Source organism: Micrococcus sp. TCR-5 (genome assembly GCF_052220525.1).
GTDB lineage: Bacteria > Actinomycetota > Actinomycetes > Actinomycetales > Micrococcaceae > Micrococcus > Micrococcus luteus.
The window spans coordinates 146,567-165,852 of sequence record NZ_JBQPDO010000002.1 but is presented as its reverse complement, the minus strand read 5'-3'; the positions used below and the strand labels follow the sequence as shown (position 1 = coordinate 165,852).

Below are 19,286 nucleotides of genomic sequence, written 5' to 3'. Positions count from 1 at the left end.
TCGCTCGACTCGTCTCACCCGCACGGAGGCCTCACCCATGTCGTCCCGCATCCACCACCCCGGCCTCCGGTCGAAGGTGATGTCCGCCGCGGAGGCGGCGGCGTTCATCCAGCACGGCACCACCGTGGGCATGAGCGGGTTCACGGGGTCCGGCTACCCGAAGGCCGTGCCGATGGCGCTGGCCGAGCGGGCCAAGGAGCTGCACGCGCGCGGCGAGGAGTTCCGCATCAACCTCCACACGGGGGCGTCCACCTCCGCGGAGATGGACGGTGCGCTGGCCGAGGCGGACGCCGTCGCGCTGCGCACCCCGTTCCAGTCGGACCCGACGATGCGCGCCAAGATCAACGCGGGCGCGATCGAGTACATCGACACGCACCTGTCTCACCTGGCGCAGACCGTGTGGAACGGCTTCTACGGGCCCATGACCACCGCGGTGATCGAGGTGTCCGGGATCCGCGAGGACGGCCGTCTCGTCCCCAGCTCCTCCGTGGGCAACAACAAGTCCTGGATCGACCTGGCGGATCAGGTGATCCTCGAGGTCAACTCATGGCAGAGCGAGGACCTCGAGGGCCTGCACGACGTCTACTACGGCACCGCGCTGCCCCCGCACCGCACGCCGATCATGCTCACCCACCCCGCGGACCGCATCGGTGAGACGTACCTGCGGTGCGATCCGGCCAAGGTGGTGGCCGTCGTCGAGACCCACGCCCCGGACCGCAACTCCCCCTTCAAGCCCGCCGACGCGGACTCGATCGCGATCGCCCAGCACCTCGTGGAGTTCTTCGAGCATGAGGTGGCCCAGGGCCGGTACGACGAGCGGCTGCTGCCGCTGCAGTCGGGCGTGGGCAACATCGCGAACGCGGTGATGTCCGAGCTGGTGAAGTCCCGGTTCACGGGCCTGTCCGCGTTCACCGAGGTGGTGCAGGACGGCATGCTCGACGCCCTGGACTCCGGCACCCTGGCGACCGCGTCCGCGACCGCGTTCTCCCTGTCCACCGAGGCCGCCGAACGGTTCAACGACAACGCCGCGAAGTATCGGGACAAGCTGATCCTGCGCACCCAGGAGATCTCCAACCACCCCGAGCTCGTGCGCCGCCTCGGCATCCTCGCCATGAACGGCATGCTCGAGGCCGACCTGTACGGCAACGTGAACTCCACGCACCTGATGGGCACGAAGATGATGAACGGTCTCGGCGGCTCCGGCGACTTCGCCCGCAACGCGTTCACGTCGTTCTTCCTCACCCCCTCCACGGCCAAGGGCGGGGACATCTCCTGCATCGTGCCGATGGTCTCGCACGTGGACCACACCGAGCACGACGTGCACGTGGTGGTGACGGAGCAGGGGCTGGCCGACCTGCGCGGCCTCTCCCCCAAGCAGCGCGCCCGCACGATCATCGACACGTGCGCGCACCCGGACTACAGGGAGCAGCTGCGGGACTACTTCGACCGCGCGATGCGCGAGTCGGGCGGCCTGCACACCCCGCACCTGTTGGGCGAGGCCCTGTCCTGGCACCAGCGCTTCCTCGAGACCGGGACGATGCGTCACGGCTGACGGCCCGCCGGTCCTGACACCTGCGGGACACCTGCGGGACACCTGCGACGGGGCACCCTACAGTGGGCCGCGCCTCGCGGCAGGGTGAGATCACGCCGGCTCCGGGCACGTGCCCGGAGCCGGCCCAGGGCCGCAGGACCGGCGACGGCGTCAGCCGCGCCCGCCCTGCTCCCGCTCGGGGATTCCCGCGGCCCACAGGGCGGCCGCGATGAGGGCGGGCTGGCCGAACAGCCGCGCCAGGCGGCGACCGTCCGTGTCCAGCCCGAAGCCGTCCTTGCGCTCGGCGTACTGCCCGATGTTCCCGGGGTAGATCGCGGTGTAGAAGGCCGCCAGGGCGGTGCCGGTCAGGCGGCGCTGCCCGGGGAGCGCCAGCAGAGCGGCCCCGAGGCCGATCTCGGCCACGCCGGATCCGAGCACCACGAGGTCTGCCGGGAGCGGGACCCACGAGGGCACCTGGGCGCGGAACTCACGGCGCGCCACGGTGAGGTGGGACAGCCCCGCGGCGGTCATGAACCCGCCGAGGCCGAGGCGGGCGGCGGTCTGGGAGAGGGGGACGGACTGCCGGTGCTTCGTCATCACGCCTCCCCGAGCTCGAGGACGACGTCGATGTTGCCCCGGGTGGCGTTCGAATAGGGGCACACCTGATGCGCCTGCTCCATGAGGGCGCGGGCCTGATCCGCGGGGACATTGGGGATCACGACCTCGAGGGTGACCTCCAGGCCGAAGCCCTCACCCTGGCGGCCGATGCCCACGCGCGCGCCGACGGAGGAGTCGGTGATGTCGGCACGGGAGGCACGGGCGACCATCTGCAGGGCCGAGTGGAAGCACGCGGCGTAGCCGGCGGCGAACAGCTGCTCGGGGTTGGTGCCCTGGCCGGAGCCGCCCATTTCGGTGGGCACGGCGAGGTCGAGGTCGACCCGCCCGTCGGTGGTGCGGACATGGCCGTCGCGGCCGGCGCCGGTGCTGAGCGCCTCGGCGGTGTAGATGGTCTCCATGGGAGGTCCTTTCATCCGCCCGCCCCGTGCGGGACGAGTCGGCTCCAGCCTGCCACCCGGCTAGGTCGCGCGCAACCAAGTCGCTCCCCAGCGACCACTAGAATCGCTCCCATGGATGCCGCGCCGACCCCCAGCCTCGCCCTCGAGGACCAGCTCTGCTTCGCCCTGCACCGGGCGGCGCGCGCCGTCACGCGCGGCTACGGCCCCCTGCTCTCCCGCCTCGGCCTCACCTACCCGCAGTACCTCGTGATGCTCACCCTGTGGCAGGTGGAGAGTGACGCCTCGGCCGAGACGGAGGCGTCGACGTCGGACGCCGCCGGCGCGCTGGGGGTCGGCGCGCTGCGGGACCGGCTCGGCATGGACAACGGGACGATCACACCCCTGGTGCGGCGCCTGGCCGGCATGGGGCTCGTCACGCGGGAGCGCGACGTCCACGACGAGCGACGCGTGCTGGTCCGGCTGACGGACGAGGGGCGGGCGCTGCGGGCGTCCGCCCGGACGGTCCCGGTGGACGCCCTCACCCGGATCCCCCTCGACACCACCGAGCGCCAGGTCCTCATGGACCTGCTGAACCGGATCACCGAGGCCGCCGGGCCGCGCTGAGACGGCGGGAGCGGCCCGCGCGGAGCGCGGGTCAGCGCACCCGGTCCAGGATCGCCCGGGCGACGGCGTCCGCCTCGCGCTCGGGCAGCCAGTGGTCCGCGTCGAGCGCCACGAACCGGTACTCCCCCGCCACCTGCCCCGCCGTGAGCTCGGCGGCCCGCGGCCCCAGGGCCGCGTCCCGGGTGCCCCACACATACGTGGTGGGGACCGACACGGGCGCGCTGCTCGTGGTGGTCACCAGATCCGGGTTCGCCCGATACCAGTTCACCGGGCCGCGCAGGCTCTGCGGGGTGGAGAACCGGCGGGCGTAGTGCTCCGCCCCGGGGACCTGCCCCCGCTGCAGCAGGGAGCCCAGCCTTCGCGAGAGGATCCGTTCGGGGAGGGCCGGTGCCTGGAAGGCGGCGATGTACCAGCTGCGGCGCAGCTGGTCCGGGCCGCGCAGGGCGCGGGCCAGGGCGGCCGGGTGCGGCGTGGACAGGACCGTCAGGGACGCGACGCGCTCGGGGTGGGCGGTGGCCAGCGCCCAGGCGACGGCGCCGCCCCAGTCATGGCCGACGACGTGGACGCGCCGCGCCCCCGCCGCGTCCGCCAGCGCGACGGCGTCCCCCACGAGCGCCGGGAGGCGGTAGGCCGCCGTCGCCCGCGGCGCGGCCCCCGGGGAGTAGCCGCGCTGGTCCGGCGCGAGGGTGCGCAGCCCCGCGGCGTGCAGCAGCGGCTCGACGTGCCTCCAGGACGTGGCGTCCTGCGGGAAGCCGTGCAGCAACAGGACCGCCTCCCCCTCGGCCGGCCCGCCGTCGCGGACATCGAAGGTCAGGCCCTGATGCCGGAAGGTGGCCATGCCGCCCCCGAGTGCGCCGTCGCTCGTCACAGCCGGACGACCATCTTCCCCGTGTTGGCGCCCTCGAGCAGGTCGATGAACGCCTGGGGTGCGTTCTCCAGGCCCTCCCGGACGGTCTCGTCCCACTGGATCTTCCCGTCGGCGACCCACGGGCCCACGCGCTCGAGGAACTCGGGGCGGACCTGCGCCGCGTACTTCTGCAGGACGAAGCCGCGCAGGGTCAGCCGCTTGCCGATTGCCAGCGCGAGGTTGCGCGGGGCGGCCGGCGGCTCCGTCGAGTTGTACTGGGCGATCGCACCGCACATCGCCACGCGGCCGTCGACCCGCATCGCGGCGATGGCGGCCTCGAGGTGGTCGCCGCCCACGTTGTCGAAGTAGACGTCGATCCCCTCCGGCGCGGCCTCGGCCAGCAGGTCCGTGGGCGAGCCGTCGTGGTAGTTGAACGCGGCGTCGAAGCCCAGCTCCTTCACCCACGCCACCTTCTCGGGCGTGCCGGCCGAGCCGACGACGCGCGAGGCGCCCAGGAGGCGGGCGATCTGGCCTGCGACCGAGCCGACGGCCCCCGCGGCGCCCGAGATGAACACGGCGTCACCCTCCTGCATCTCGGCCACGTGCACGAGGCCGGTGTAGGCGGTCAGACCCGTCATGCCCAGCACGCCCAGGTAGGCGCTGTCCGAGAGCTGGGAGGTGTCCACGGCCTGGACGGTGTCGCCGTCGAGGACAGCGTGCTCGCGCCAGCCGCGGCCGTGGAGCACGGACGTGCCCTCCGGCACGTCCGCGTGGCGCGAGGCGATCACGGTGCCCACCGCGCCGCCGTCGAGGGGGGCGTCGAGCTGGAACGGGGGCACGTAGGACTCGACGTCGTTCATGCGGCCGCGCATGTACGGGTCCACGGACATCACGGTGTTGCGCACGAGGACCTGGCCTTCGGCGAGCTCGGGGAGCTCGACCTCGGTGAGGCGGAAGTTCTCCGGCGTCGGGGCGCCGTGGGGGCGGGAGGCGAGGTGGATCTCGCGCGTGTGGGTGGGGGTGCTCATCGAGTGGTCTCCTCGGGGTCGAAGTGGTGGGCTCGGCGGGGGTCAGCGCGCGAGCAGGTCGAGGACGCGGCGGGCGGCGTCGGCGGAGGAGGCCGGGTTCTGACCGGTCACCAGGGTGCCGTCCGTGACCACGAAGCTCTCCCCGTCCGGGCCCTTGCGGTAGTCCGCGCCGGCGGCGATCAGCGAGTCCTCGACGAGGAACGGGACGACGTCCGTCAGCTGGGCGGCCTCCTCCTCGCCGTTGGTGAACCCGGCGACCTGACGGCCGCGCACGAACGGGGTGCCGTCGGCGGCGGTGATCGGGTGCAGGATCCCGGGCGCGTGGCAGACGAGGCCGAGCGGGCGCCCGGCCGCGTCGCTGTCGAGGATGATCCGCGTGGAGTCGGCGTCGGACACCAGGTCCCACAGCGGGCCGTGACCGCCCGGGTAGAAGACGGCGTCGAACCCGTCCACGTCCACCCGGGCCAGGGGCGTGGTGTGGGCCAGGGCGGCCTTGGCCTCCTCGTCCTGGTCGAACCGGCGGGTGGCGTCGGTCTGCATCTCCAGCTGCGAGCTCGTCGGGTCGATGGGCGGCTGGCCGCCGCGGGGCGAGGCGAGGGTGACCTCGTGGCCGGCGTCCGTGAAGACGTAGTAGGGCGAGGCGAACTCCTCGAGCCAGAACCCGGTCTTGCGGCCGGTGTCGCCCAGCTGGTCGTGCGAGGTGAGGATCATCAGGATGCGGGACATGTCTGGGGCCCTTTCGTCGGTGGGGACTGCACTCTCATGGTCGTACGCAACCGAATCTCGGGCAAGGGTGACGGTGCCCACCGGCCTCACGCCGCGGCCGCCGCGCCCAGGACATCAGCGCTCCGTCACCCGCCCGTCCTGGACCTGCCAGCGGCGGTCGGTGCGGACGGTGTCCAGCATGCGGCGGTCGTGGGTGACGAGCAGCAGGGCGCCCTCATAGGTCTCCAGGGCCTGTTCGAGCTGCTCGATGGCCTCCAGGTCCAGGTGGTTGGTGGGCTCGTCGAGCACCAGGACGTTCACCCCGCGGGCCTGGAGCAGGGCCAGGGATGCCCGGGTGCGCTCGCCGGGCGAGAGCTCGTCCACGGGGCGGTTCACGTGGTCGGCCCTGAGGCCGAACTTGGCCAGCAGGGTGCGCACCTCCCCGGAGGCCATCTCGGGCACGAGCGCCTCGACGGCCGCGGCGAGCGGGACGGTCCCGACCAGCAGCGAGCGCGCCTGGTCGATCTCCCCGATCTGCACGCTGGACCCCAGGGCGGCCATGCCCTCGTCCGGGGCCTGGCGGCCCAGCAGCCCGCGCAGCAGGGTGGACTTGCCGGCCCCGTTGGGCCCGGTGATGCCGATCCGCTCCCCCGCGTTCACCTGGAGGGACACCGGGCCGAGCGTGAAGCCGCCCTGCCGGAACACGGCGTCGTTGAGGGTGGCGACCACCGAGCTGGAGCGCGGCGCCGCACCGATGGTGAACTCCAGCCTCCACTCCTTGCGCGGCTCCTCCACCTCCTCCAGGCGCGCGATGCGGCTCTCCATCTGCCGGACCTTCTGGGCCTGCTTCTCGCTCGACTCACTGTTGGCCTTGCGGCGCAGCTTGTCGTTGTCCGGGGACTTCTTCATCGCGTTGCGCACGCCCTGGCTGGACCACTCCCGCTGGGTGCGGGCGCGGGAGACGAGGTCCTGCTTCTGCTCGGCGAACTCCTCGTACTTCTCCCGGGCCTGCCGGCGGAGCGTGGCGCGCTCCTCCAGGTAGGCCTCGTAGCCGCCGCCGTACACGTGGTTGCTGTGCTGGGCGAGGTCGAGCTCGAGGACACGGGTGACGCAGCGGGCCAGGAACTCGCGGTCGTGGCTCACCAGCACGACGCCGCCGCGCAGCTCCTGCACGAACGCCTCCAGCCGCTGCAGACCGTCCAGGTCCAGGTCGTTGGTGGGCTCGTCCAGGAGCACGACGTCGAAGCGGGAGAGCAGCAGCGCGGCCAGGCCCACGCGGGCGGCCTGCCCACCGGAGAGGGAGGTCATGAGGACCTGTTCCGGGGAGGCGGAGAGGTCCAGACCGAGGTCGGCCAGGACGGCGGGGATGCGCTCCTCCAGGTCCGCGGCGCCGGAGGCCAGCCAGCGGGTGAGGGCGGTGTTGTAGCGGTCCGCGGCGGCGTCGGTGACGTCCGGGTCGGCCAGTGCCTCGGCAGAGGCGTCCATCTCGCGGGTGGCCTCGGCGCAGCCGGTGCGGCGGGCGATGTACCCGGCCACCGTCTCCCCCGACACGCGCTCGTGCTCCTGCGGGAGCCAGCCGACGAAGGCGTCCGAGGGGGCGAGGGACACGGTGCCGGCCTGCGGGGCCAGGTCCCCGCCGAGGATGCGCAGCAGCGTGGACTTGCCCGCGCCGTTGGCCCCCACGACGCCGACGACGTCCCCCGGCGCGACGGTGAGGTCGAGCGCGTCGAACAGCGTGCGATGGCCGTGGCCGCCGGCCAGGCCGGAGGCGACGAGGGTGGCGGTCATGCTTCTCCTGGCTCGGGTGCGCTTCCCTGGGGCGGGTCACCGCCACACTGTCACAGATCCCCCGGGGCACCGCCCCCGGGCCCCGACTCCCGGATCTGCGGCGCGCTTCCTTCCTTGCCCTGACAGGGGGAGAGTCATAGCGTCGCCAGGGTCAGGTGCGCGGCTCCGCGCGGCGCACACGGCGCTCCAGAGAGGGAAGGCAGAGCACTGATGACTGAACCGGTGAAGTACACGCCCGACATCGAGCATTCGGTCGACCGCGAGGAGGACCTGACCCGCGAGATCCTGGCCCAGATGGGCGCGGCACAGCGCCGCGCGGCGGGAGAGCACAAGCACGCCCACCGCGACGCCCACGCCAAAAGCCACGCCGTCCTCAAGGCCACGCTGGAGGTGCACGAGGGCCTGGCTCCCGAGCTGGCGCAGGGCATCTTCGCCCGTCCGGGCACCTACGAGGCGGTGGCGCGGCTCTCCTCCGCACCCGGGGACATCCACACCGACCGCACTCCCGCCCCGCGGGGCTGGGCCTTGAAGGTGCTGGGGGTGGAGGGCAAGCGGCTGCTGCCGGATCTGGACAGCCACAATCAGGACTTCCTCATGGTGAACTTCCCGACGCTCGCCTTCGGCACCGTGGCCCGCTACAAGGAGATGCTGAGCCTGCTGGAGAAGAACTCCCAGTCCCCCGAGCTGCTGCAGCGCCTGACGACGGGCGCCGCGCGCGTGGTCCGGGGTGCGGTGGAGACCGTCGGGGGGACCCCCAGCGCCACCCTGGAGGGCCTGGGGCGGGACAACGCCCACGTCCTCGGCGAGACGTACTTCACCCAGGGCGCCCTGCGCTACGGGGACCACGTCGCGAAGATCTCGCTGGCCCCGGCGTCCGAGAACGTGCGCGCCCTGACCGGTCAGGACATGAAGGTGGAGGACTTCTCCTCGATCAGCGAGATCGTCGCCGACTTCTTCTCGCGTGAGAGCGCAGAGTACGTCCTGCGGGCGCAGCTGGCGACCGACCCGGAGCGCATGCCGGTGGAGGACGCCTCCGTCCTGTGGGACGAGGAGGAGGCCCCGCACCAGCCCGTCGCCACCCTGCGCATCGAGGCGCAGGAGAGCTACAGCCATCCCCGCCGCGTCTACGGCGACGACGCCCTCACCTTCAACCCCTGGAACGGCGTGGTCGAGCACCAGCCGTTGGGCTCCATCATGCGCGTCCGCAAGCGCGCCTATGAGCAGTCCACTCGCTTCCGCCACGAGTTCAACGACCGCCCGGCCCCCGAGCCGTCGTCGCTCGACGACATCCCGGACTGATCCCGGCCCCACCCCTCACCATTCACCCCAAAGGATTCTCGAAGGAGGACCTCATGACTGACCGCTCAGACCCCCGGCTCCAGGACGAGAGCCGTCTCGACGCCGTCAAACGCGCCGTCGAGGACGTCGCCCAGGACGCCCCCACGCTGGCCAAGATCGCCCTCGAGGCGATGATCCGTGAGCACAACCCGGACCTGTCCGGCACCGCCGACTCCGCCGGCCGCGTGGGGATGCGCTCGGGCAAGGTCTCGGAGCTGACCGCGATCGCCCGCCTCAAGCCGGGCGGCGCCGAACGGCTGCAGCGCATCTTCGACCTGACTCGCGGCAACATGGACGGCGCCCAGCGCGTGTCCACGCTCCACGACATGCGCTTCGTCTTCTTCGACGACAACACCCGCATCCTCTTCGCCACGGCCTACGACGGCGACTGGGACGCGTACATCAACGACTTCGCCACCAAGATCCCCGAGCTGATGGACCTCCTCTTCCAGAACGTGGAGGGGTGGCCGGGCATCGACAGCCCGACCGTGAAGGACTTCATCGCCGACCACCAGATCACCGCCTCCGGGTGGTTCGTGGCGAACCCGCAGGTCACCGTGGTGGACACGCGCCGACTGCAGCGCACCGAGGACGCGGTGAACACCTTCCTGGACCAGATGGCCGGGCGCACCGACCTGGACGAGGACACTGCGGCCGCCCTGAAGCAGCTCACCGACACGATCTCCACCCCCGAGGCGGTGGATTACTGAGATGGGCGTGCTCAAGGACCTGAAGGAACGTTTCGATCGGGAGCGGGTCGAGCTGCGCCTGGACGACATCCAGGGCCTGGTGCTGCGGTCGCGGCCTGAGCCCTACGTCGGCGCCCACGCCATGCTGACCGTGGAGGAGGCCGAAGGCGGCCGGGACTTCGTCCGTCGCCTGGCCGAGCACGTGACCTCCGCGCAGGACTGGGCCGACGACCTGCAGTCCTGGACCGGCGTGGCGATCAGCTATGCCGGCCTGCGCGCCCTGGGGCTGCCCGAGGACTCTCTGGCCAGCTTCCCGCTGCCCTACCAGCAGGGGATGGCGGCCCGCGCTCAGCAGCTCATGGACACCGGGCCGAACGCCCCGGAGCACTGGGACGAGGCGTTCACCCAGGACGCCTGCCACATCGCGCTGACGATCTACGCGGCCGACGCCGACGCCCTGGACGCGGCCCTGGACCAGGCGGAGGAGGTGCTGGAGCACTCCACCGGAGTGACCCTGGTGGCCACCCACCGGTTCGGGGTCGACGAGCTGAACAAGAACCCCTTCGGTTTCCGGGACTCCATCTCGCAGCCGACGGTGGCCGGCAGCGGGGTGCGGCCCCAGCCGGGCCAGGAGCGCTCCATCTCCGCCGGCGAGTTCATCCTGGGCGAGAACAGCGAGACCGGCTCCCCGCTGGCCGTGCCGCAGCCGGATGTGCTGGGCCGCAACGGGACCTACGTGGTGCTGCGCAAGTTCGCCAGTCGGGTGGGCGCCTTCAACGAGTACCTGGCCTCGCAGAGCCCGGACCCGGAGGAGCAGCACCGGATCGCCGCGAAGATGTTCGGCCGCTGGCGCAGCGGCGCCCCGCTCGTGCTCTCCCCGGACCACGACGACGAGGAGCTGGGCAACGACCCGCAGCGGCGCAACGACTTCACCTTCGAGGACGACCCGAAGGGCCTGATGTGCCCGCACTCCAGCCACATGCGTCGCCTCAACCCGCGGGACAGCGATCTGTCGATCATGACGGACGTGAACATCAAGCGGATCATCCGGCGCTCCTCGACCTACGGTCCCGGGTGGTCGCCGGAGGTGACCTCGGCCGACGACGCGAAGGAGGATCGCGGGATCTACTTCATCTTCATCAGCGCCCGGGCCTTCGACACGATCGAGTTCATGCAGCAGGAGTGGATCAACGGGGGCAACTTCGTCGACCTCGGCTCCGAGCGGGATCCGATCGTCGGTCTGCACGAGGACGACCCGACGCAGGGACGGTTCACCATCCCCGCCGAGCCGGCCCGCAAGCGCATCGACGGCATCACCACCTTCAACCGGATGGCCGGGGGCGAGTACCTCTTCATGCCCTCGCTCAGCGCCCTGCGGTGGATCGGTGAGGCGGGCTGGACCTCCGAGCAGTCGGACGCCGACGCGTGATGCAGCCCCCGTCCCCGGGCGGCCCCGCGGGCGCCCAGCCGTGGCAGGTGGACCTCGACTGGCTGTGGGGCACCCCGCCGGGCAACGACGGCTCCCCCGCGACCCTGCGGCTGGACGTCGTCGGCCCCGGGGCGGCCCGGGCGGCCGCCGCATGGCTGGGCTCCCTGCCCGGGGACGAGGACGGCGTGCGGGGCAGGGGCGGCTGGCGCGCCGACCCGGGCGAGCAGCCCGACGCGGACGACCACGCCGTCCTGCTGCTCACCTCGGCCGGTGAAGACGTGGCGGACGGGCTGGAGGACGCCGCCGACGACGCCCACGCGGCGCTGGCCGCCGTCGGGGGCCTCACCCTGCGGTGGACTCCCCTGCCCCGTGATCCGTCCCTCTGAGGCACGTCCACCCCGTCAGTAGGCTGGAGTGATGGCGACGGTACTTCTCGTGCGGCACGGCCGCACCACGGCCAACGCGACCGGACTGCTGGCGGGCCGCACCCCCGGGGTCAGCCTGGACGACCACGGACGGGAGCAGGCGGCCCGCACCGGGGACCGGATCGCGGCCGTGCCCGTGGCCGCGGTGGTGGCCAGTCCCCTGGAGCGGTGCGCGCAGACGGCACGCGCCCTCCTCGATCGCCAGCCGGGGACGGTGCCCTCGCTGGTCGACGACGACCTCACCGAGTGCGACTACGGCCACTGGCAGGGGCGCGCGCTCAGCGACCTGGCCACCGAGCCCCTGTGGGCGACGGTGCAGACCCAGCCGTCCGCCGTCGTCTTCCCCGGCGGGGAGTCCATGGCGGGCATGCAGGCCCGCGCGGTGGCGGCGATCCGCCGGCACGACGCCGCCGTGGAGGCCGAACACGGGTCCGGGGCGGTGTGGGTGGCGGTGAGCCACGGGGACGTCATCAAGTCGATCCTGGCCGACGCGCTCGGCACGCACCTGGATCTGTTCCAGCGGATCGAGGTGGGGCCCGCCTCCGTCTCCATCGTGAGCTACGGTCCGAGCCGCCCGCGGGTCTGGGCGATGAACACCGACGCCGGGGACCTGTCCTGGCTGGCGACCCTCCGCCCGTCCGACGACGCCCCGGTGGGCGGCGGCGCGGGCACCGGCCCCGGCGCGGTCGACGAGCAGACGCCTAGGATCGTGGCATGACTGATGCACCTGCCCCCGCCCATGAGTTCGACTGGCCGGATCGGGTCGTGATCGGGACGCTCGGGCGTCCCGGAGCCCGCACGTTCTACCTGCAGGTGCGCACCGGGCCCCGGCTGGTGAGCCTGGCGCTGGAGAAGCAGCAGTCGGCCCTGATGGCGGAGATGATCGACGAGATCCTCGACGATCTCATGGCGCTGGAGGGCAACCCGCACAGCGTCCCGGCCAGCACGCCCGTGGAACTCGTGGACAACGATCCGCTGGACCCGGTGCAGGAGTGGTTCCGGGTGGGGGCTATCGGCCTGGGCTGGGACCCCACCACCGCGCAGGTGCTCATCGACGCGCACCCCCTCTCCGACGACGACGCCGACCCGGCGCTCGAGGCGGACGCCGAGGCCGTGCGCGTGCGCATGCCCGTCGGCGCCGCCCGGGCGTTCGCCCGGCGCACCCGGGAGGTCGTGGACGCCGGGCGTCCGATCTGCTCGGACTGCGGCCAGCCCATCGACCCCGACGGCCACGACTGCACTCTCCCCGACTCCTGATGCGCGCCGCGGACGTGCCCGCCGACGAGCTGATGGCCGGGGAGCTGACGCTCACCGGCCGCATCACGACGGCGTCCAACGCCACGTTCCTCGGCGCGATCGGTGACACCCCGGTGGTCTACAAGCCGGTGGCCGGCGAGGCCCCGCTATGGGACTTCCCTGCCGGAACCTTGGCCCGCCGCGAGGTGGCCGCGCACCTGGTGTCCGAGGCGCTGGGCTGGGACATCGTGCCGCGCACCTGGCTGCGCGACGGGCCCTTCGGCGAGGGCATGGTGCAGCTCTGGCAGGAGCAGGACCCTGAGCAGGATGCTGTGGACCTGTTCCCGGCGGACGAGGTGCCGGCCGCGGGGTGGCTGACGATCCTGGAGGGTGAGGACGAGGAGGGGAATCGGCTGGTCCTGGCCCACGAGGACTCGGCGGCGCTGCGCCGGATGGCGGTGTTCGACGTGATCGTGAACAACGCCGACCGCAAGGGCGCGCACATCCTCGCCATGCCCGACGGGCACCGCCACGGGGTGGACCACGGGCTCACGTTCCATGTGGCGGATAAACTGCGGACCGTGCTGTGGGGATGGATCGGCGAGGAGCTGAGCGACGAGGAGCGCGACGGCGTCGGCCGGATTCTCGACGGGCTCGACGGTGAGCTGGGGCGGGGGCTGGCGGAGCTGCTGGGTGCCGAGGAAGTCGAAGCCCTTGCCGAACGCTGTGCCCAGTTGCTCGACGACGGGATCTTCCCTGCCCCGAGCGGGCTGACGCCGGCCGTGCCCTGGCCGCTGTTCTGACGGGCCTGAGGCGTCAGCGCGTCCGGCTGATCGTGAAGTCCAGCGAGTTCTCGCCGACGGCGCGGCACAGCAGCGCGCTGTCGCCGATCAGGAGCGTCTGCCCCGCTTCGCAGGAGTAGGTGCCCCCCTCGGTGCCGCCGACGGAGAAGGTGGCCGTCCCCTCATCGCTCGCCGTCTCGAGCCGGAGTCGCTCGCCGACGCCGCCGAGGATCGGACCGTAGACGGGGAAGGGCAGGTCCTGGAACGCGTTGCCTGACACGGAGATCTCGCAGCTGCGCAGGGTGGTGTCTGTGGAGCACGTCGAAGTCCACGTCTGCGTCTGGTACCCCACGAGGGCCGCGGCGGTCAGGCCGAGGCCCAGGAGCGAGGTGGTGACTCGTGTGCGCACGGCGCCCACCCGATCGGAGATCCCAGCGGGCGTCCAGCGCGGCCGCAGGGACGGCGGGTGCACTCAGTCCACGAGCCCCGCCGCGGCACCGGCCGCGCGGTAATCCGCGGCGAGCGAGTCCAGGGTGGCGTGGGCGTTGAGCCCGCTGGGGTTCGGCGCCACGAACAGCCGCGTGCCCGGCCACGGTGTCTGCTGCTCTCCCAGCGCCGCCTTCGGGCGTCCGAACGCCTGCCGGTAGGCCGTCACCCCCAACACGGCGACGACGGCCGGCGCATGCGCGGCCACAAGCACGTCCAGGCGGGCGGGGGCGGCGGCGAGATCCTCCGCGGTGAGCTCGTCGGCGCGGGCGGTGGCCCGCGGGACGAGGTTGGAGATCCCGATGCCGCGGGCGTGCAGCTCGGCGAGGTCCTCGGCCTTGTAGCCGTCGGAGGCGTCGATCAGGTGTCGGGTGAGCCCGGCGCGGTGCAGGGCCGGGTAGAAGCGGTTGCCGCGGCGGGCGAAGTGCGCACCGGTGGCGGCGGTCCACAGGCCGGGGTTGATGCCGATGAACAGCAGCCGCAGCGGGTCCGGCAGCAGGTCGGGGACGGTGCGGTCGCGGAACTGCTGGAGCTCGGCCTGGGTGAAGCGCATGTCAGTAGTGATACCTCGCCTGGAGGATGATCAGGTCCTCGCCGTCGACGAGGTAGACGAGCCTGTGCTCCTCCGTGATGCGCCGGGACCATGCCCCGGCCACGCCGTACTTCAGCTGCTCGGGCTTGCCGATCCCCTCGAAGGGATCACGCAGGGCGGCGTCGATGAGGGTGTTGATCCGTTTGAGGACCTTGCGGTCCGTGGTCTGCCAGTGCGTGTAGTCCTCCCAGGCGGAGCGGTCCCACACGAGGCGCACTCAGGCGTCCCCGTCCAGGCGGTCCAGTGCGTGCTCCTCAACGCTCCCTGCGCGGGCGCGCTCGTAGGCGTCCAGCAGCCGGCGGGCGTTGGCCGGGGAACGGAACAGGTAGGCGGTCTCCTGCCAGGCCGCGTACTCGTCCGCGGGCATGAGGACGGCGTTGCCCCTGCGGGAGACGATCTCCACGGCCTCGCGGTCCGCGTTCACTCGCTCGATGAGCGGGAACAGGGTCTTGCGCGCTTCACTGGCACTGATGGACATGCGGGCCTCCTCAGGCGCGTCGTGGTACCTGCTTATGGTACCAGTCGGCCCATGCAGTCCAAGAGGCACCTGGAGGACGCGGAACTCGTCGCCTACGGGGTCTGTGAGCGCGGCCCGATGAAAATCCTCGCGGAAGCAGCAGAGGTAGTCGCCAGACACGCTCAGGGAATCCCTGTCGCGCGCATAGTGCGCGACGCACCCGTCAGCCGCAACACCACCTACAAGGCACTCAGAGAGGCGCACAGCGCGGTAGAGGGCACAAGGGCACCATCGGGCGGCTGAAAGTCTCCGAGGGCGGCAGACGGGCGCAGGCATCCGCATGAGAATGGGTTACGAACCTGATAGCAATATTATTCTGTTAGAACACGAACCCGTTAGGAGATCGGGATACGACGCTGCCGGTCATAGTGACACCGCCAACAACCGATCGCTTTTCACTAAGCTCAATTGTAGCATCGGCAACATTCATGGTTACTGACGCCGTGACGAGCGGAAACTTCATATCCGCATGAATTGATAGAAGGCGCGGGTGTGCCTTGAATAGCTCACTGGGCATTTTCCACTCTTTAAAGCGGATTTCAAATTTATCGCCGTTCGCGTATGCAACCTTTAGCCTATCGCCATTAGTGTTGCACTTAACATCAATTGGATTGCCGAGGATCCGCCAGTCGTTTCTATCCAGCCACGCTCGCGGTTCATCCGATTTTGTCAACATTTGTACGCTCAGTAATAAATGACCTCCCGCGTCTCGACTAAAGTAAATAACGGGTGCCCCGTTAAACACAACCATGTTGGGCACTTCGTGATAATAGTTACCGCCGACGATTGCGACAATCTCGTGTCGCATCCAGTCGAATCGCCCCTCCACTCCGTGCGTCCTATTGGATTTCAACTTACGGCATTGTTCAACCGTCAGCGAGTTAGCTCGCGCATGGTGAATTGGGCATAGCGCAACCATTCCCTCGGGTCGATGATGCGCCTCCTCATGGAACGGGGGGTCAAAATGATGGTATTCGAGGTATGGAACACCACATCTATCCCACGGGCAACCAAAACCGACTTCGCTACGCAGTTGGCGACGCACACTCTCGGGAATATGTCTGCCCACCTGCTTGCCGTCTGCGCTCATTGATGTAAGCCCTCCGCTTTGCTTGTCAAGTATTTGCCTCAGCAGCTCGGCTGCATCATCCCACACAGCAGCCCCGCATGTTAGATGACCCACTCAAGCCAAATGCCATACGCCCTCAGCGCCTCACGCAGCTACTCCTGCTCCCCCACCGACACCCGTAGACCCCCACGCGCTCTGAACGCGCTCTCAACGCGTCAGCGAGGCACACAGCGCCGCGTACGATGAAGCCCCCGCCGATCGTCTTGAGCGAGGGCTTCGTCACACGGCGAGCAATCACGCACTTCCAACGCAACAGCCCCTCTAACGCACCAAGCGCGTAAGACGAGAACCCCATCATCCTGCGGATTCTATGGGTGTCAAAAGTTGAACCGGAACTCCACCGAGTTCCGGCACATACCAACCTTTAAGCTGCTCGATGTGCGAAGTGGTGTTCACTCGGCTAGGGCACGAGCTTGAGGTCGGGCTTCGGCTCGGCGGCCAGACCAGAGCGTTTAGGCTCGGGCCAACTAGGCAGGTCTACGGCGTGCCCTCCGTACGCGAACACGGTCTGCGACGCGAGGTCGCAGCATGCCTGAATGAAACCCTCGGCACCCATCAGGCGCATCGAGTTCCTACCGTCGGCAAGCGGCCACAGCGCGCCCGACTTGTTCGAAACCGAGCGAGGGTCTTGACCATGGTTCAAAAGATCTCGGAGCATTTTCATGTCAGCAAGATAGGCATTGAGCTGTTGCGTTCCCGAGTACACGACCCAACGAGAGCGCCGTCCAGGTCGATCCTGAAGAAGTGCTCGGGTTCGCACAGCCCAATCGTTCGTGAAGAGAGCAACGCCCTGCTTTGCGCCGGCGTCACGGAGCCTGCCGGGATTCATAGGGATGACGCGGGTGTCGTCATTGCCTCTCAAGATGTCATTGAAGAATGCCTCGATCGCCCCATAAGACATCGTGAACACCGCCCAACGCAGGGCATGCTGCTTCTTCGACTGTCCAAGTCTATTGCCGTCGTCATCGTGCAGCTGGTCAATATCGCGATGAAGGGTGACGAGGCGACAGGGGTTCGCAAGGCCACCGGCAAGTTGCTGGGCAGCATCAATCACGCGAGGCAACCTTACATGCGCCTCCATAGGCACGCTCCTTCCGTTCGGAAACCAGGCTGGCATCGCGATCCGACCTAGCTCGGATCATCCTCCGAGAACAGCCCCTCCGGCAGGACGTCTGCGTGGTGCTCGCGCAGATACCTCTTGACATCGATGAGAGAGGCATCGTGCTGCAATCCGCGCTTGTAGTAGAGCAAGCGCTGGTCCGCGGACTCGAGGATCTCCGACCAGCGACGCACCCAGACCCTGTAGCGCAGCGGGGAGTTCGGGTCGAGCTCGGACTCGTCGAGCAGCCCCGACTCACGGCCACGCTGGTTGATGTCGCGCCGCAGGTCGTTGCTGTAGTCGTTCACGACGAGCACGAAGTCCCAGACGGTGTGGGTGCCGGCAAACTGCGGATCTTCGACGATCGCGCGCGCATAGCCCTTGATCTGGTTGGCCTCCTTGTACGACGCAACCACGGATGGGGCCTTCAGCTCCACAACCAGGTGCCGCTTCGTCTCGTGCTCGGGTGCCGCTAGCGAGAACATCAGGTCCAGGCGGCCCTGGCTGCCGTCGGTCTTGGTGACCTTCGTGGTGGGCTCACCCTCGCGGCCAAGCATGCTGAGGTGCTGCTCGAGCGCTCGGGTAAGACCTATCTCAGAGCTCATCATGTTGAACTGCTCCCCGAATACCCAGCTCTCGCGCTCGAGGATCTTGTGCAAGTGGTCGCGCTCCTTGACCAATCCCTTAGCTTCGGGGTTGAACACGATCTCGCGAAGAGCGCTCAGGAAGTCCAGGCGGTCGGTCACATCGGTGGTCGCCCGAATGAGCCTTGAGAGCGGCGTGCGCTTAAGCAGCCGATCGAGCTCTTCGCTCTCGCCTTCGGTGAGCCCGACGTACTGATCCAACAGCGTCTTCACTCCATCGGGGTTCCGCTGAAGTGTGTCCTTGAGCAACCCCAACGTCAGCTTCTCCTGGCCGCGGGTCTTGGGGATGCGCCGGCGTACAGCGGTCGCGACGACATCGAAAGTCGCTCGCTCAACCACTTCCTCCTCCGAGGCAGGATCACCTTCGTAGGGGTAGGTCTTGGTCTCTTTCCAGCGTCCGACGAGCTCGCGACGCTGCTCGGCACGGCGAGCCTCGAAGTGGTCTTCGAGCGTGGAGTCCACGACCTGCATCAGGGATCCGAGCAGGGAGGTCTCCTGCTCCATATCGATCAGCAGCAGCTCGTTGGCGTGCTCCGCCATCTCGTCCCACAGGACGTAGGCAGCGAAGTTGAAGTCGGCGAAGCGCCTGATCGGCGTCTCGTCGACGGGAACGCCCTTCTCGTCGCAGAGATAGAGTGTCCGGCCTTTCACGTCCCGCCACTCGACGACCTTCAACGCGGCTCGGCGCTCGACGCCGTCGCAGGACCACTTCAGCTCGTGCTTCGTCTGGCGCTCGATGCTTGCGGCGGGGTCGATCTTGACACCGTCGTACCGGACTTCGATCGTCGGGAAAGTCAGCAGATGCAAAGCGAGAGCAGCACCAATACGCGGCCGCGCAGCGTCGCCTTCGAGGCGGCCGAGCGAGTCGCGGCCTTCCGCTCGGAACTTGGTATAGGTCGGTCCCTGGGCATCGACAGGATCGGGGCCGGAGAAGTCGTTGCGATGATCGATGGTCGACGATACGCGAGTCTTCTTGAACGTGCCCGTGGCATCCTGGCCCACGGTCTCCCATGTGATGCGGGTTCCCAGCGCGAAGGCACGCAGACGCCCCTGGCCAAGCCTGCCGTGAAGGGGCCGCTTCTCACGCTCCGTGACGCGCGCCCCGAGCTTCCAGGAGTTCCCCACCCACTTGAAGTCCTGCTCGACGCGTTCCGGGCTCATGCCGAGGCCGTCGTCGTGAACGGTCACGCCGACAATGCCGTCTGCGGCGTTGCGGTCGAGAGTGACTGACACCTTATTGGCGTCAGCATCAAGGCTGTTCCAGATGAGCTCGATGACCGCTCGGACCGGATCAGCCTCGCCGGCCAGGCGCTGGACCAAGTCATTTCCAGCGGTGAGGGTAATCCGAGGCATGAACTCAGTGTGCCAGTAGACGGCGACACGCGCCGCGACCGCGGAGCGG

22 protein-coding genes are annotated in these 19,286 nt (G+C 69.6%); 9 read left to right on the top strand and 13 right to left on the bottom strand.

What is annotated here, in order from left to right; translation table 11 throughout:
* The first annotated feature begins 37 nt into the window (after positions 1–37).
* The gene (locus tag ACTSKS_RS02550) at positions 38–1,552 is read left to right on the top strand and encodes an acetyl-CoA hydrolase/transferase family protein (protein WP_412004956.1); all 1,515 of its coding nucleotides are present in this window, start codon (positions 38–40) and stop codon (positions 1,550–1,552) included.
* 150 nt (positions 1,553–1,702) lie between these two features.
* On the opposite strand, the gene ACTSKS_RS02545 is transcribed toward ACTSKS_RS02550, so the two are convergent.
* Together ACTSKS_RS02545 and ACTSKS_RS02540 are read right to left on the bottom strand one after the other, a co-directional pair.
* Positions 1,703–2,128 carry a DoxX family protein gene (locus tag ACTSKS_RS02545; protein WP_069941691.1) on the bottom strand — a complete coding sequence of 142 codons (426 nt, stop codon included), beginning with the start codon at positions 2,126–2,128 and terminating at the stop codon, positions 1,703–1,705.
* Positions 2,128–2,547 carry an organic hydroperoxide resistance protein gene (locus ACTSKS_RS02540; RefSeq protein ID WP_063190262.1) on the bottom strand — a complete coding sequence of 140 codons (420 nt, stop codon included), beginning with the start codon at positions 2,545–2,547 and terminating at the stop codon, positions 2,128–2,130. The genes ACTSKS_RS02545 and ACTSKS_RS02540 overlap by 1 nt, the downstream gene beginning before the upstream one ends.
* A 111-nt stretch (positions 2,548–2,658) precedes the next feature.
* On the opposite strand from ACTSKS_RS02540, the gene ACTSKS_RS02535 reads away from it, so the two are divergent.
* Positions 2,659–3,150, top strand: a complete 492-nt coding sequence (locus tag ACTSKS_RS02535; protein ID WP_036382885.1) for a MarR family winged helix-turn-helix transcriptional regulator — start codon at positions 2,659–2,661, stop codon at positions 3,148–3,150.
* A gap of 31 nt (positions 3,151–3,181) precedes the next feature.
* On the opposite strand, the gene ACTSKS_RS02530 is transcribed toward ACTSKS_RS02535, so the two are convergent.
* The 4 genes from ACTSKS_RS02530 to ACTSKS_RS02515 all read right to left on the bottom strand — a co-directional run bounded on the left by ACTSKS_RS02530 (position 3,182) and on the right by ACTSKS_RS02515 (position 7,518).
* The gene (locus ACTSKS_RS02530) at positions 3,182–3,988 is read right to left on the bottom strand and encodes an alpha/beta fold hydrolase (protein ID WP_354403229.1); all 807 of its coding nucleotides are present in this window, start codon (positions 3,986–3,988) and stop codon (positions 3,182–3,184) included.
* A gap of 26 nt (positions 3,989–4,014) precedes the next feature.
* Positions 4,015–5,025: an NADP-dependent oxidoreductase gene (locus ACTSKS_RS02525; RefSeq protein WP_442927263.1), complete on the bottom strand. Its 1,011-nt coding sequence runs from the start codon at positions 5,023–5,025 to the stop codon at positions 4,015–4,017.
* 42 nt (positions 5,026–5,067) lie between these two features.
* Positions 5,068–5,751, bottom strand: coding sequence for a type 1 glutamine amidotransferase domain-containing protein (locus ACTSKS_RS02520; protein ID WP_442927262.1), 684 nt, complete (start codon positions 5,749–5,751; stop codon positions 5,068–5,070).
* A gap of 114 nt (positions 5,752–5,865) precedes the next feature.
* The gene (locus ACTSKS_RS02515; protein WP_163721247.1) at positions 5,866–7,518 is read right to left on the bottom strand and encodes an ABC-F family ATP-binding cassette domain-containing protein; all 1,653 of its coding nucleotides are present in this window, start codon (positions 7,516–7,518) and stop codon (positions 5,866–5,868) included.
* A 210-nt stretch (positions 7,519–7,728) separates the two neighbouring features.
* On the opposite strand from ACTSKS_RS02515, the gene ACTSKS_RS02510 reads away from it, so the two are divergent.
* The 7 genes from ACTSKS_RS02510 to ACTSKS_RS02480 are packed head-to-tail and all read left to right on the top strand — an operon-like array spanning position 7,729 to position 13,438.
* The gene (locus ACTSKS_RS02510) at positions 7,729–8,817 is read left to right on the top strand and encodes a catalase family protein (RefSeq protein ID WP_172717669.1); all 1,089 of its coding nucleotides are present in this window, start codon (positions 7,729–7,731) and stop codon (positions 8,815–8,817) included.
* Between the two features lie 53 nt (positions 8,818–8,870).
* Positions 8,871–9,566 carry a hypothetical protein gene (locus ACTSKS_RS02505; protein ID WP_044659971.1) on the top strand — a complete coding sequence of 232 codons (696 nt, stop codon included), beginning with the start codon at positions 8,871–8,873 and terminating at the stop codon, positions 9,564–9,566.
* A 1-nt stretch (position 9,567) separates the two neighbouring features.
* Complete coding sequence (locus tag ACTSKS_RS02500; RefSeq protein WP_119217901.1) at positions 9,568–10,974, top strand: Dyp-type peroxidase; 1,407 nt, start codon at positions 9,568–9,570, stop codon at positions 10,972–10,974.
* Positions 10,971–11,360, top strand: coding sequence for a hypothetical protein (locus ACTSKS_RS02495; RefSeq protein ID WP_141843602.1), 390 nt, complete (start codon positions 10,971–10,973; stop codon positions 11,358–11,360). Before ACTSKS_RS02500 ends, ACTSKS_RS02495 begins: the two co-directional genes overlap by 4 nt.
* A 31-nt stretch (positions 11,361–11,391) precedes the next feature.
* The gene (locus ACTSKS_RS02490; RefSeq protein ID WP_181743493.1) at positions 11,392–12,117 is read left to right on the top strand and encodes a histidine phosphatase family protein; all 726 of its coding nucleotides are present in this window, start codon (positions 11,392–11,394) and stop codon (positions 12,115–12,117) included.
* Entirely contained in the window at positions 12,114–12,656 is a 543-nt protein-coding gene (locus ACTSKS_RS02485; protein ID WP_101967565.1) for a DUF3090 domain-containing protein, read from the top strand. The genes ACTSKS_RS02490 and ACTSKS_RS02485 overlap by 4 nt, the downstream gene beginning before the upstream one ends.
* On the top strand, positions 12,656–13,438 hold the full coding sequence (locus tag ACTSKS_RS02480) for an SCO1664 family protein (protein WP_442927261.1): 783 nt from the start codon (positions 12,656–12,658) through the stop codon (positions 13,436–13,438). The genes ACTSKS_RS02485 and ACTSKS_RS02480 overlap by 1 nt, the downstream gene beginning before the upstream one ends.
* Before the next feature lie 13 nt (positions 13,439–13,451).
* On the opposite strand, the gene ACTSKS_RS02475 is transcribed toward ACTSKS_RS02480, so the two are convergent.
* From ACTSKS_RS02475 to ACTSKS_RS02445, 7 genes are all read right to left on the bottom strand, one after another.
* A complete protein-coding gene (locus ACTSKS_RS02475) occupies positions 13,452–13,826 on the bottom strand; it encodes a hypothetical protein (RefSeq protein WP_442927260.1) in 375 nt (124 codons plus the stop codon).
* Between the two features lie 63 nt (positions 13,827–13,889).
* Complete coding sequence (locus ACTSKS_RS02470) at positions 13,890–14,456, bottom strand: mismatch-specific DNA-glycosylase (protein ID WP_442927259.1); 567 nt, start codon at positions 14,454–14,456, stop codon at positions 13,890–13,892.
* A gap of 1 nt (position 14,457) precedes the next feature.
* Positions 14,458–14,712, bottom strand: a complete 255-nt coding sequence (locus ACTSKS_RS02465) for a Txe/YoeB family addiction module toxin (protein ID WP_442927258.1) — start codon at positions 14,710–14,712, stop codon at positions 14,458–14,460.
* Positions 14,713–14,973, bottom strand: a complete 261-nt coding sequence (locus ACTSKS_RS02460; RefSeq protein ID WP_115166012.1) for a type II toxin-antitoxin system Phd/YefM family antitoxin — start codon at positions 14,971–14,973, stop codon at positions 14,713–14,715.
* 358 nt (positions 14,974–15,331) lie between these two features.
* Complete coding sequence (locus ACTSKS_RS02455; RefSeq protein ID WP_442927257.1) at positions 15,332–16,102, bottom strand: hypothetical protein; 771 nt, start codon at positions 16,100–16,102, stop codon at positions 15,332–15,334.
* A gap of 439 nt (positions 16,103–16,541) precedes the next feature.
* Complete coding sequence (locus ACTSKS_RS02450) at positions 16,542–17,195, bottom strand: hypothetical protein (RefSeq protein WP_442927256.1); 654 nt, start codon at positions 17,193–17,195, stop codon at positions 16,542–16,544.
* Positions 17,196–17,269: 74 nt separating this feature from the next.
* Complete coding sequence (locus ACTSKS_RS02445) at positions 17,270–19,237, bottom strand: ATP-binding protein (protein ID WP_442927255.1); 1,968 nt, start codon at positions 19,235–19,237, stop codon at positions 17,270–17,272.
* Positions 19,238–19,286: the final 49 nt, after the last annotated feature.